The sequence below is a fragment of the Wolbachia endosymbiont (group A) of Pherbina coryleti genome (assembly GCF_964026875.1).
GTDB lineage: Bacteria > Pseudomonadota > Alphaproteobacteria > Rickettsiales > Anaplasmataceae > Wolbachia > Wolbachia pipientis.
Map to the genome: position 1 here is coordinate 1,362,391 of NZ_OZ034706.1, position 13,431 is coordinate 1,375,821.

Sequence of the window (13,431 nt, forward strand, 5' to 3'; positions counted from 1 at the left end):
CAACGTTAAGCAATATCATAAGAATTGGCTCCATGGTAAAAACGATTTAAACATTTCGAGCACTTTCCCAATTTTACCATAAATAATTCAATAAACAACGGTTCTTTTGCAGAAGCTATATAACCAAGTCCATGTATACCTGGTAACATTAAGAGAATCACTCTTAAATCATTTGAATTAATGAAAATTAGCATGCAAATCAGGACGTTTAATATTGCAAACATATAACTCACACCAAAGAGCATTGCAGGTCTTGTAAGACCTTTAAATAATTGATCTGTTTGTATACTACCTGTGGACATATCTTTAACCTTCTAATAATAGCTCTAACACTAATACTATATCATTATATTAAAAATCCATTGAAACTAGTAGCACTTTAAGTTAAGATACATTATTTAATCCCGATAATGACAAATTGGCCATTTCAAGAAGCAGAAAAAGTATTGCAAGAGTTTCCTAATAAAAAAGAAATAATATTTGAAACTGGTTATGGACCCTCTGGTTTACCCCACATAGGAACCTTTGGAGAGGTTTTCCGCACTACAGTTGTTGTAAATGCATTAAAAAAAATAGCTCCTGGTATAAAAACCAAAATCATTGCAATTTCAGATGATATGGATGGTTTGCGAAAAATACCAGATAATGTGCCAAATCAAGAGATGCTAAGAGAGCACTTAAATAAACCATTGACTATGATACCTGATCCATTTGGCACTCATCAGAGTTATGGTCATCACATGAATTCATTGTTGTGTAAATTTCTTGATTTGTTTGAATTTGAATACGAGTTCAGGAGTGCAACAGAGTGTTATAAATCTGGCGTTTACGATGAAAAACTTTTACTACTGCTGAAAAATTATGATAAAGTGATGGACGTAATGCTTCCATCATTTCGGGAAGAAAGGCAGCAGACTTATAGTCCATTCTTGCCAATATGCCCAAAAACTTCTCAAGTTTTACAAGTTCCAGTAATTGAAACAAATACAGAGAAAGGAACAATCACATATGAAGACCCAAACGGGGAAAAAATAGAAGTTCCAGTGACAAAAGGAAAATGTAAACTGCAATGGAAACCTGATTGGGGAATGAGGTGGGCCGCATTTGGAGTAAATTACGAAGCTCACGGAAAAGATTTAACTCCATCTGCTGTGCTTTCAAGTCAAATATGTGAAATACTTGGAGAAAAGCCACCACTTCTGTTTTGCTACGAGCTTTTTCTTGATAAAGAAGGAAAGAAAATATCAAAATCAAAAGGAAATGGCATTTCAATTGAAGAGTGGCTAACTTACGCACCAACAGAGAGCTTAGCATTGTACATTTTTCAGAGTCCTAAAAAAGCTAAACGTTTATATTTTGATGTGATACCAAAATCAACTGATGAATATTTAGAATTTGTAAAGCGTTATCATGAGAACAAAGAAAAGGATATAAATAATCCTGCTTGGCACATTCACCAGGGCAATGTTCCCAGTATAGAAACTTCAGGCATAAATTTCTCACTACTTTTAAACCTAGCAGCAGCTTGTAATGCTGAAAACAAAGAGATCCTATGGGGTTTTATATCCTCTTATGCACCAAACGTTACACCAGAAAATAATAAAATGCTTGATAGACTTTCAGACTTTGCAGTAAAGTATTATCACGATTTTATCAAGCCAACAAAATCATATAAAACTCCAAATGAAAAAGAAAAAGCAGCGTTACTAGATTTGAAGGACACTTTACATTCTCTATCTACAACTGCTACTGCTGAAGAAATTCAATCTCAGGTATTTTCTATTGGAAAAAAATATGATTACACCAACTTACGTGACTGGTTTCAGCTATTATATGAAACGTTACTTGGCCAAAAAACCGGTCCAAGAATGGGATCTTTCATAAAGCTTTACGGAATAGGTAATACGATTTCTCTCATAGAAAGCGCTACTAAATGTATACTTTAGAGTTTACCTCCTTTCATTTGAGCTCTTTAGTTTTAATAAGAATTCCTTGACAAACTCCGCTAGCCCCCTTATCATGAAACTGAAGCTATTGTATTTGCTTTCGCCAATCTGCAGATTAAAAGGTAAGGATTACTTAATGTATCGGCGTCTTATGTTCAATTTTTTGCAGTATATAGATACTGTATGTCTTTACAAAACTTCATCTACATCTAGATTTTTATCTAAATAAGCTGAACGCGCTTATAAAGCGTTACAAGACATCAAAAAATGCCAATACTCGACAGAGATAGTAAAAGACTAGCTAACTCGGGGATTCTTTGTCTTTTTTTCTGCTTAGTAAATTTCTTAAACGTTTGCAGCGTAAGTTAGTTGCAATTAAAAGCAGCTGAATTTCGCTTGTCAAGCGTTTAAAACATAAAAAACGCCAATATTTTAAAGCGGATAATAACCACGGGGCTTCTTTTGCCTTTTTTTTCATTTGGTAAATTTCTTAATGTTTGTGGCTGAACGACAACCGTCATCCCGCTACTTGTTAGCGGGATCTCTTGTTAGCGGCTGAGATACCGCGAATGAATCGCGGTATGACGGTTCGCGGCGGCATGACGATAAGGTTTATACCTTGTCATCCCAGTGCTTGACATTGGGATCCAGCTTTCTTTATAAATTCACCAAAAGTGCTTCATTCTATAACGCAAAACCCATACTCACCAAATCCAATGCATTACTTGCAATTAAGTTTCCTGGATCCCAGTGTCTGGGCACTGGGATGACACCATCATAAAGGAATCAGTGTCAGCTACTTTCATGACACCATTCTTTTTCCTGGATCCAAGTAGTCGAGCTACTTGGATGACAGCTAGCCTGACAACCGTCATCCCGCTACCTGTTAGCGGGATCTACGCTAAGAGATACCGCGAATGAATCGCGGTATGACGGTTTGCAACGGTATGACGGTTCGCGGCGGCATAGTAATTCGTTATCCCGCTGCTTGTTAGCGGGATCTCTTGTTAGCGGCTAAGAGATACCGCGAATGAATCGCGGTATGACGGTGTAGACGATGGTTAAGTATCCCGCTGCTTGTTAGCGCCGCGGCGGTATGACGGTTCGTGGTGGTATGACGTAGAGTGCTTAGAAGCTGCTATTTTGCTATAAATGGCTGTAATGGCATCATCTATTTTATTGCTATCACAGCCTGTTTGTGCAAATTCAGCATTCCCACCACAGTTCTTTTCAACTGCTATGGATATTAGTTCTTTTGCGCTAATCTTATTGATTAAGTCTTTACTTACTTTAATAATCAAGACTGTTTTATCTTTTTCTGTTGCCGTGAAAGCTATTATCGTTTTTGGTTTTTGTTGCTGCAAAACAAACTCTCTTATTACATTTGCTGGAATATCAGTGAAAGTGTGGCTTATAAAATTTATTCCATTTATTTCGGTGCTTTTTATATTCTCTGCACTCACAAGCTTTTTATATAGGTTTTTTATTTTGGTTTCGGATTTTTTGTGTTCTTGACTTAAAATACTTAATCTGCTTGTTATTTCACTCACTGGCGCTTTTACGAATTCTGCAACTTTTTTTAAGTTAATTTCATTATCACGTACATAATTGATTGCTTCCTGACCAGTTAAAGCTTCAATTCTCCTCACTCCAAAAGCAACAGAACTCTCTGTTACTATCTTAAATAAACCGATTTCTCCAGTATGTTCAACGTGCGTGCCACCACACAGTTCCCTTGAATCTCCAATCTTCACTACTCTTACTTGATCGCTATATTTTTCGCCGAATAACGCCATAGCTCCTTCGTCTATTGCCTGATTCATGCTTTGAATTTTTGTAGATGCGGAAAGATTTTCTCTGATTAGAGAGTTTACCATATCCTCTACCCAAAACAACTGATCTTGAGTCATTTGAGTGTTATGGCTGAAGTCGAATCTCAGTCTATCTGGTGCAACTAGGGAACCTTTTTGAGTGACATGATCACCTAGAATTTTTCTGAGTGTAAAGTGCAGAAGATGTGTAGCTGAATGATTTCTTCTTAAGGTTTGCCTTCTTTCCTTGTCAATGCTTGCTGCAACTGTGTTACCTTTACAAATTGAACCGAACTTAACTATGCATCTGTGCAAATATAGGTCATTAACCTTATTGGTATTCTCGACTATAATAATACTTCTATCAGATTTGATCAGACTGCCAGTATCTCCCACTTGTCCACCTGACTCGCCATAAAAAGGTGTTTTATCAAGTATAATGGTTATCTTTTCTCCCTCCTTTGCAGAATCAATTACTTCATTTTTAGAGGAAACTATAGCTAGTATTTTCGCATCACTTACTTCATTGAACTCATAACCAACAAATTTTGTTTTGCCAAATTTATTGATCAAATCAAACCATACTTGCTCAACAGATTTTTCACCAGATCCAGCCCATTTAGCACGTGCTCTCTCTTTTTGTTCTCCCATTGCATCATCAAAACCCTTCTGGTCAAAATTTATTTTTTTCTCTTTTAAAATATCAAGTGTAATATCCAAAGGAAATCCGTAGGTGTCATATAGCTTAAACGCTGATTCTCCAGGCAAAGTATCGCCCGATTTTAAATCTGTAGTGAATTTCTCCAGGAGATTGATACCTTTCATCAAAGTGTCTTTAAAGTTTTCTTCCTCTGATTTTAACGTCGTTTCTATTAAGCTTTTAGCTCTGACTAATTCAGCTCCCATATAAGCCGAACTCGTGCTATCTATCAACACTGGAAAAATACGATGGAGTAGGGAATCATTATATCCAAGCAGGTGAATATAACGTGTGGCTCTCCTAATTAATCTGCGTAATACGTAATTCCTGCCCTCATTTCCAGGAAGCACTCCTTCTGCGATGAGAAATGCAGCCGCGCGAAGATGATCTGCTATGATCTTATGCGCTATTTTATTTTCCGTTCTTCCACAGTACTCTTGTGATTTACTTATCAGAGCAGAAAATAGATCAATATCATAGTTATCATGGACGTTTTGCATAACAGCCGCTATTCTTTCAAGGCCCATTCCAGTATCGATGCATTTTTTTGGCAATTTGTGTAAATTACCTTCTTCATCTTTGTTAAACTCCATGAATACCAGATTCCAGATTTCAACAATTCTATCGCCCTCTTGTAAATTAGGACTCCCATGGTCATAAAAAATTTCAGAACATGGACCGCACGGACCAGTGCTTCCCATACTCCAAAAGTTATCATCCGTTGTAATTCTTATGATTTTATCACTTGAAAAGCCACTTATCTTACGCCAAATCTCGTACGCCTCATCATCAGTATGGTAGACGGTTATGGATAGTCTGTTTTTATCAAGAGATAACTCTTTAGTGATAAATTCCCACGCAAATTCTATCGCAGTTTCCTTAAAGTAATCACCGAAGCTAAAATTTCCGAGCATTTCAAAAAATGTGTGATGCCGAGTTGTATAGCCAACATTTTCCAGATCATTGTGTTTACCGCCTGCTCTTAGGCACTTTTGACTTGAGACAGCACGTTTCATTTCAGTTTTTTGAGCACCAGTAAAAATATTTTTAAACTGCACCATACCAGCATTTGTGAACATGAGCGTTGGGTCATGTTCTGGAATCAAAGGAGAAGAAGAAACCTGCTCGTGGTCATTATTTACAAAAAATTTTATAAATCTTTCTCTGATTTCGTTTAGCTTCATCGTTTTTATTGAGGTTATCTATAAATAATAAGTTGTAATGGAAATAAAATCAATACCACTCTCTAGATCTCAGAACTTCTAGTGACATGCACCTTGTGGTAAGAAAAAATCAATATATTCACGATAAATTTACCTCATATCTGTGTTTTATATGTGGAAATTGGAATGGAAATTTATGTAGGCAAAGAAAAAAGAATAGCAAATGTGGTGACTCAACACTGGAATGACATAAAAGGATCAGACAGAGATTGGCCAGAAAGGCATGAAATAGACACTGCAGAAATAATGGAATCATGGCAGCATTGTTTTGTCATTGAAGTCAAGGATCAAGGTTATATTTGTGAAAATGCAGGAGAAAAGGCTGTTGAATTCTATGGTTTTGAGAAAAAGACGCGCATTGATAATAAGTATGCAATTGATGCACCATTTTTGCGACTATATAAAATAGATGCAGTTATTGATAAACTTGATACTGTAATAGAGAGTAAATGCCCGATCAATGAAGAGGAAGAAAGTGAAAGTGTTAAAATGAGGCAAGTATTGTTGCCACTTGGGAATAAAGAAGGTATAACACACATATTGGGCGTAATTACTTTTAAACTCCTTTAATATACAATTTTAATTTGATTCTTTAATAAAATTATTTATACTAATGCTTAATTACTATTAAAGAACTCAATAGTAGTGCTTGTAAATTTATTTGGAATATGAAGAAAATAAAATTAAAAACCAAATCTTCTGTGAAAAAGCGCTTTCACCTTACAGCTAAGGGTAAAGTTATTTCTACTCAGTCAGGCAAAAGGCATGGCATGGTAAAGAGAAGTAAATCTAATATTCGTAATCAGCGCGGTACAACGATTCTTGGTAAATCTGACTCGCGTATAGTTAAGCTTCATATGCCTTACGGTATTTAACAAAATGGAGGTAAAATAAAATGGCTCGGGTAAAACGTGGAGTCACTACTCACGCTCGTCATAAAAAAATATTGAAACTGGCAAAGGGTTATAGAGGGCGCGCAAAAAGTTGTTATAGAATTGCATTACAAAGAGTTGAAAAAGCACTGCAATATGCTTATAGAGACAGAAGAACCCGTAAACGTGATTTCCGTAGCTTATGGATAATACGTATTAATGCAGCAGCAAGAGAGCATGGGCTTACTTATGGTAGGTTTATGCATGGTCTTACACTTGCCGGCATTGATTTAAATAGAAAAATTCTTGCTGAGATGGCCGTTAATTATAAGGATGATTTTGCCAAATTAGTAGAAGCTGTAAGTGGTAAATTAGCAGAGAATTCTTAAAGCAAAGACACCATGAGAATTATTTTCATGGGGTCACCAGGATTTGCTGTTAATTCTCTGAGCTTGTTACTGAAATCAAAGAGCGAAGTGGTGGCAGTATACACCAAGGCTCCAAAACCTTCGGGGCGTGGACAGAAGCCAACGAAATCTCCAGTACATGTTATCGCTGAAGAAAGTAACATAGAGGTATGTACTCCTATCTCTCTAAAGTTTTCGGCAGAGCAAGAAAAATTTAGAAATTTCAAACCAGACGTTGCAGTTGTAGCCGCGTATGGGTTGATACTTCCAAGAGAAATTTTGAATATTCCAAAATATGGTTGTATTAATATTCATCCTTCATTACTACCAAGGTGGCGTAGTGCAGCCCCGATACAGCACACAATTTTAGCAGGAGATCAAGAAACCGGGGTTAGCATTATGCAATTGGATGAAGGATTAGATTCCGGCCCTATTTTAAAACAGGAAAAATTTCTTATCGAAAAGAACGATAATTACAAGACATTGCATGATAAATTATCTAAGCTAGGCAGTGATTTACTGCTGAAAGTGCTAAACGAAATTGAAAAACAGCTTCCCTTAAAACAGAACGATAACAATGCATGTTACGCTGACAAAGTGGAAGACTATAAAATTTATGCAAGTGATGCCTGTGAAGTTGCTTATAGAAAGGTTAAAGCGTTTTACCCAAAAGCATTCATTAAGATAGAAAGTAAACGTATCAGGATACTTGATGCTGACTTTGAAGCTCTCGCTTCAGAACAAGGTAAGATTGTTAACGATAATATGCACATAAGTTTAAAAGGTGGCACTTTAATTCCTAAAGTTGTACAAATGGAAGGGAGAAATCCTTGCAGTATTGAAGATTTTATTCGTGGCTTGAAATCAAGCATGGTAAAAAAATTTATAGAATAGACTGCTTTAAATTAGTGTAGAAATGTAATAGCTAAATTTCCTTTTCTTAGATATAATCTTAAAAAACTTTCCATATAAAAATGAAAATAAAAAGAGCTTTAATATCAGTATACGATAAAACGAATATAATTGATCTTGCATCGTTTTTAACGCAGCAACAAATAGAAATTCTTTCAACGGGCAATACTTATAAAGTGCTATCTAGTGCAGGAATAAAAACACAAGAGGTCTCAGATTACACACAATTTCCAGAGATACTGGGTGGTAGAGTGAAAACTTTACACCCTAAAATTCATGGAGGAATACTTTATGATCGAGAAAAGCATAAAAAGGAAGTGCAAGATCTAGGTATTGAGCCAATAGACCTGCTTATAACTAACCTATACCCATTTTGGGAGACAGTAAGTAGCGGCTCAAATGAAGAGCAAATTATAGAACAAATTGATATCGGCGGAGTGGCGTTAATTAGAGCTGCAGCAAAAAACTTTCGTTTTACTTCAGTTATTTCTAGCATTCAAGACTACGAAGCACTAAAAGCTGAGATGATAAAAAATAACAATGAAACAACATTGGAATATAGAAAACACTTAGCAACCAAAGCATTTGCTCTCACTGCACACTACGATTCTAATATTCACAGTTGGTTTTTATCCCAGAGTAAAAATAATGAGTTACCAGAGTTTTTCGCACTATATGGGCATAAAGCACAAGAATTAAGGTATGGTGAAAACCCTCATCAAAAAGCTGCATTTTATAGCAATCAATTCACCAAATATCCGCTGGAAAAAATACATGGAAAAGAGTTGAGTTATAATAATATAGTAGATATAGAGTCCGCACTTAACATAACTTCTGAATTCGAAGAACCTGCAGCAGTGATAATCAAGCATAATAACCCATGTGGCGCTGCTATTGGTAATAATGCTTTGGAGGCATATGAAAAAGCTCTATCGTGCGATGAAGTAAGCAGTTTTGGTGGTATAGTTGCCTTAAACCGGGAGATAGATTTAAAGCTAGCAGAAAAATTAAACGAGATATTTTTGGAAGTAGTGATAGCACCATCGGTAAACAATGAGGCACTAAAAATTTTACAAAGAAAGAAAAATTTAAGAGTGATTATTCATAAATCTTTTCAACAAAATGTGAAATACCAAACTAAAAATGTTGTTGGTGGGTTTTTGGTGCAAGAAAATAATGACCACACAATAAAAGCAGAACAAGTAACAGAATGCACTGCAACAGACAAAGAAAAAAAAGATCTTATTTTTGCCTGGAAAATATGTAAGCATGTGAAATCCAACGCAATAGTTATAGCAAAAGATGGTTGTGCTATTGGCATCGGTGCAGGGCAAACAAGCAGAATAGATAGTGTGAACATTGCAGTGAAAAAAGCAGGTGAAAAATGTAAAGGTGCAGTGCTTGCTTCAGATGCATTTTTTCCATTCCCAGATAGCATAGTAGAAAGCGCAAAACATGGAATTACAGCTATAATTCAGCCCGGTGGCTCGCTGAAAGATCAAGATGTGATAAAAGCTGCAAATGAAAATAAAATTGCTATGTTTTTCACCGGCATTCGTAGCTTTTTTCATTAGGCTTGTATCTCATGTCAATGTACACTTTTTCGCGCATTTAACATTGTTTTGATCATAATTGTATACAAAAACCATTTACAATCAGCGCTCAATATGATAAATTGAAACCAGTTTATTCCTCGGTAGCTCAGTGGTAGAGCAGTTGGCTGTTAACCAATTGGTCGCTGGTTCGAATCCGGCTCGGGGAGCTCTTCTCTGTGAAATTCTAGTATTGATTTTGTATGAACATTAAATCAGTCGTTTTATGTATACTAGATGGCTGGGGAAATGGAGTAGAAAGCAGTAAATACAATGCTATTAGCAACGCAAATCCACCCTGTTGGCAATATATTAGCTCTAATTATCCAAAATGCAGTTTATCCGCCTGTGGAGCTGATGTGGGGTTACCTGGTGGTCAAATAGGTAATTCAGAAGTTGGCCACATGAATATTGGCAGTGGTAGAGTAGTAATGCAAAGCCTTCAGCGCATTAATCAAGAAATTGGAACAATAGAAAACAATGCAAATCTACAAAGTTTTATTAGTAATCTAAAAAGTAAGAACGGAGTATGCCATATAATGGGATTAGTGTCAGATGGCGGTGTTCATTCGCATCAAAAGCATATTTCAACTTTAGCAAATAAAATATCACAGCATGGAATAAAAGTGGTGATACATGCATTTTTAGATGGCAGAGACACATTGCCAAATTCAGGAAAAAAATGCATTCAAGAATTTACAAAGAGTATAAAGGGAAATGACACAAGAATTGCTACTGTTTCTGGGCGTTACTATGCTATGGACCGTGACAACAGGTGGAAGAGAACAATCGAAGCTTATGAGGCTATCGCATTTGCAAAGGCACCTTGTCATGATAATGCAGTATCGTTAATTGAGAATAACTATCAAAATAACATAACTGATGAGTTTATCAGGCCCGCAGTAATAGGTGATTATCAAGGTATAAAACCAGAAGATGGAGTGCTGTTGGCTAACTTTCGTGCTGATCGAATGATACAATTAGCAAGTATTTTGCTTGGCAAAACAGATTACGCTAAGGTAGCAAAATTCTCTTCAATTTTAAGTATGATGAAGTATAAAGAAGATCTCAAAATTCCTTATATTTTTCCTCCTACTTCTTTCGCTGATACTCTAGGACAAACAATAGAAGACAATAAATTACGACAATTACGTATCGCCGAAACCGAGAAATACGCTCATGTGACTTTCTTTTTCAATTGTGGAAAAGAAGAACCTTTCTCTGGTGAAGAAAGAATACTCATTCCCTCACCAAAAGTTCAAACTTACGATTTGCAGCCCGAAATGTCAGCCTTCGAGCTCACAGAAAAGCTTGTAGAAAAAATTCACTCCCAAGAATTCGCACTGATAGTTGTAAATTACGCTAATCCTGATATGGTAGGACATACAGGTAATATAAAAGCAGCCGAGAAAGCTGTGCTAGCTGTAGATGATTGTCTTGCAAAAGTGCTGAGTGCTGTTAAAAAGTCAAGCAACACCGCGTTAATTGTCACTGCAGACCATGGTAATGTGGAATGTATGTTCGATGAAGAAAATAATACACCTCATACAGCACACACTCTAAATAAAGTGCCATTTATTGTGTCTTGCAATAATCTAAAACTAAGAGACGGAAGGTTATCTGACATTGCCCCTACTATTTTACAGCTACTTGGAATTAAAAAACCAAACGAAATGACAGGCAGTTCGTTGATTTCTTGCATTACCCTCTGTCATTCCAGCTAGGCAGCGTTATGCACCGGAATGACATCAAATAGATGTGTTTTAACTTAATCCAACTTTTAAATTTTTCGCTGTTAGTACTAATGATTCATTAAAGAAGCTGTCAATATCACCAATACTATCTATATTTTTTGTACTGATAGATTGGTCAATTCTTTTGACCAAATTAGATAAAACTTTATTAGGGCCAATTTCAACAAATTTGTTAATGCCACGGCTTGACATATACAAAACCATTTCTCTCCATTTCACTCTGCTTACAACTTGCTTGGCGAGTAAAGTTTTTATAACTTTGGGATCACTCTCCTCTTTAGCTGTAACATTTGATATCAAAGGAACTATAGGACGGGTTATTTTAATACCCTTCAAAAACTCCAAAACTTTTTCATCAGCAGGTTTCATAAGAGATGAATGAAAAGGCCCACTAACCTGTAATTTAATTAGTTTCCTCACACTCGAGTTTTTGAATAAATCGGGTAACATTTCAAGAGCTTCTCTAGTGCCACTTATAACCACTTGTCCGCCACCGTTATCGTTTGCAATTTCACAAATTCCGTCAATTTGAACTGATTTCAATATATCTTCCACTTCATTTATCTCTGCTCCAAGCAACGCAACCATTCCGCCTTTACATTTCAGTGAAGCTTCATGCATTGCTTCGCTGCGAACTTTCAGCAGCTTGATTGCAGACTCAAGCGTTAACGCTCCTGCAGCACACAGCGCTGTATATTCGCCAACTGAATGCCCACAAACATATTTAACATTGTGATCAGTGAAAAGAGATTTGCCAAACACATGCTCCATAACACGTAGCATTGCAATTGATACTGCCATTATAGCTGGCTGAGCGTTTTCTGTAATGGTTAATTCTTCAATAGGACCGTTGAAGATTAAATGAGACAGCTTTCTATCCAATATGCTATCTACTTCATTAAATACTTGTCTTGCAACGGAAAACTCACTATATAAGCTCTTTCCCATTCCTACAAACTGAGAGCCCTGACCAGGGAAAGCGAAAATCATGATAATTATTACTTATTCCTTATTAAGTATAAGATTTTATTTATTTTTTGTCAATATTTTAGAATAATGATTGACTTAGTGAATTAAGTTCACTAGAATGTTAACTGACTAAAAGTTTATAAACAACAATGAATTATCATAAAATTATTATAGTTATGACAGACGGTCAAGAGTTTGAAACTCGTTCCACTTATGGAAAGGAGGGAGATAGGGTAAAACTTGATAGAGATCCTCTTACTCACCCTGCATGGACTGGAAGTTTGACAAGCGGGTTAGCAAGTAAAACTAGCAAATTAGCTAAGTTTAACGATAAATATGGAAGCATTTTCTAATTCTCCTCCTCTTTAAGTTTTAGAGAGTTTACTGAAGCATGCATAAATACAAAAATATAGGCTATGTTGCTTCTCCATCACCAAAATCGCAGGAAGTATCTAAACTATTAAAGAAACTTAATTTTATCAATATAACAGAAGAAAATAAGTCCGAAATCGATCTATTGATAGTTGTTGGCGGTGATGGCTTTATGCTACGCACTTTGCACAATTACGTCATAGAAAATAAAAACATGCATGTGTATGGGATAAACACTGGCAATGTTGGGTTTTTGATGAATAAATGCTTTAGCTGCAGTGAAGATTTAATTGATCATATAGAGCATGCAACTTCAACTCAGTTAACTTTGCTAAAAATGGAAGCAACAGACACAAGTGGCAAGAGATATCATTACATAGCAGTAAACGAAGTATATGTTTTTAGAAAAGCAAACCAAATAGTAGAAATGAATATCACTATTAATGATAAGCTAAAAGTAGAAAAATTTAGAGGGGACGGAGTAATATTATCTACTCCCACAGGTAGCACTGCATATAACTTCTCTGCCGGTGGCCCAATCTTGCCGCTAAATTCAAATTTACTTGCATTAACCTCTATCAATAGCTATTACCCAAGGCATTGGAATGGAGCGTTAATATCAAACGATACAATCGTACAAATTGACATTAACGACACAAAAAACCGTCCAGCACTTGTAGTATCAGATTACAAAGAATTTCATGATATATCACAGATAAAAATACAAAAAGACCATGAGAACACAATCACTTTGCTTTTTGACAAAGATTACCCTCTGAATGAAAGAATCTTTGATAGACAATTTCTATACTAATAATTATCCGTAAATTGGTATTTACTATATCTTAATAACTATAGCGTAATCAATGCAGC

13 protein-coding genes and 1 tRNA gene are annotated in these 13,431 nt (G+C 35.9%); 10 read left to right on the top strand and 4 right to left on the bottom strand.

Features of this window, described 5'->3' with window-relative positions:
• Positions 1-5: 5 nt before the first annotated feature.
• The gene (locus AAGD87_RS06800) at positions 6-302 is read right to left on the bottom strand and encodes a type IV secretion system protein VirB3 (protein ID WP_007548615.1); all 297 of its coding nucleotides are present in this window, start codon (positions 300-302) and stop codon (positions 6-8) included.
• Positions 303-410: 108 nt separating this feature from the next.
• On the opposite strand from AAGD87_RS06800, the gene AAGD87_RS06805 reads away from it, so the two are divergent.
• The gene (locus AAGD87_RS06805; protein WP_264339080.1) at positions 411-1,946 is read left to right on the top strand and encodes a lysine--tRNA ligase; all 1,536 of its coding nucleotides are present in this window, start codon (positions 411-413) and stop codon (positions 1,944-1,946) included.
• Between the two features lie 301 nt (positions 1,947-2,247).
• On the opposite strand, the gene AAGD87_RS06810 is transcribed toward AAGD87_RS06805, so the two are convergent.
• Positions 2,248-2,424, bottom strand: coding sequence for a hypothetical protein (locus AAGD87_RS06810; protein WP_179945715.1), 177 nt, complete (start codon positions 2,422-2,424; stop codon positions 2,248-2,250).
• A 583-nt stretch (positions 2,425-3,007) separates the two neighbouring features.
• Positions 3,008-5,641 (bottom strand): alanine--tRNA ligase, encoded by a 2,634-nt coding sequence (alaS, locus tag AAGD87_RS06815; RefSeq protein WP_264339079.1) that lies wholly within the window; start codon positions 5,639-5,641, stop codon positions 3,008-3,010.
• A 165-nt stretch (positions 5,642-5,806) separates the two neighbouring features.
• Between alaS and AAGD87_RS06820 the strand changes: the two genes are divergently transcribed.
• The 7 genes from AAGD87_RS06820 (at position 5,807) to gpmI (ending at position 11,187) form a co-directional block, all read left to right on the top strand.
• On the top strand, positions 5,807-6,250 hold the full coding sequence (locus tag AAGD87_RS06820; protein WP_010962890.1) for a PAS domain-containing protein: 444 nt from the start codon (positions 5,807-5,809) through the stop codon (positions 6,248-6,250).
• A gap of 98 nt (positions 6,251-6,348) precedes the next feature.
• Positions 6,349-6,555, top strand: a complete 207-nt coding sequence (gene rpmI / locus AAGD87_RS06825; protein WP_007548610.1) for a 50S ribosomal protein L35 — start codon at positions 6,349-6,351, stop codon at positions 6,553-6,555.
• Between the two features lie 20 nt (positions 6,556-6,575).
• Complete coding sequence (rplT, locus tag AAGD87_RS06830) at positions 6,576-6,941, top strand: 50S ribosomal protein L20 (protein ID WP_064125369.1); 366 nt, start codon at positions 6,576-6,578, stop codon at positions 6,939-6,941.
• A 12-nt stretch (positions 6,942-6,953) separates the two neighbouring features.
• Positions 6,954-7,853, top strand: a complete 900-nt coding sequence (fmt, locus tag AAGD87_RS06835) for a methionyl-tRNA formyltransferase (protein ID WP_341817536.1) — start codon at positions 6,954-6,956, stop codon at positions 7,851-7,853.
• A gap of 80 nt (positions 7,854-7,933) precedes the next feature.
• Positions 7,934-9,445 (top strand): bifunctional phosphoribosylaminoimidazolecarboxamide formyltransferase/IMP cyclohydrolase, encoded by a 1,512-nt coding sequence (purH, locus tag AAGD87_RS06840; RefSeq protein WP_264339078.1) that lies wholly within the window; start codon positions 7,934-7,936, stop codon positions 9,443-9,445.
• A 116-nt stretch (positions 9,446-9,561) separates the two neighbouring features.
• A tRNA-Asn gene (locus AAGD87_RS06845) sits at positions 9,562-9,633 on the top strand.
• 33 nt (positions 9,634-9,666) lie between these two features.
• Complete coding sequence (gene gpmI, locus AAGD87_RS06850; protein ID WP_264339077.1) at positions 9,667-11,187, top strand: 2,3-bisphosphoglycerate-independent phosphoglycerate mutase; 1,521 nt, start codon at positions 9,667-9,669, stop codon at positions 11,185-11,187.
• Positions 11,188-11,226: 39 nt separating this feature from the next.
• Here the strand turns inward: gpmI and fabD are convergent, their stop codons facing one another.
• Positions 11,227-12,207: an ACP S-malonyltransferase gene (gene fabD, locus AAGD87_RS06855; RefSeq protein WP_155969147.1), complete on the bottom strand. Its 981-nt coding sequence runs from the start codon at positions 12,205-12,207 to the stop codon at positions 11,227-11,229.
• Positions 12,208-12,335: 128 nt separating this feature from the next.
• On the opposite strand from fabD, the gene rpmE reads away from it, so the two are divergent.
• Positions 12,336-12,539: a 50S ribosomal protein L31 gene (gene rpmE / locus AAGD87_RS06860; RefSeq protein WP_007548602.1), complete on the top strand. Its 204-nt coding sequence runs from the start codon at positions 12,336-12,338 to the stop codon at positions 12,537-12,539.
• A 38-nt stretch (positions 12,540-12,577) separates the two neighbouring features.
• Positions 12,578-13,372: an NAD kinase gene (locus AAGD87_RS06865; RefSeq protein ID WP_006280584.1), complete on the top strand. Its 795-nt coding sequence runs from the start codon at positions 12,578-12,580 to the stop codon at positions 13,370-13,372.
• Positions 13,373-13,431 lie beyond the last annotated feature (59 nt).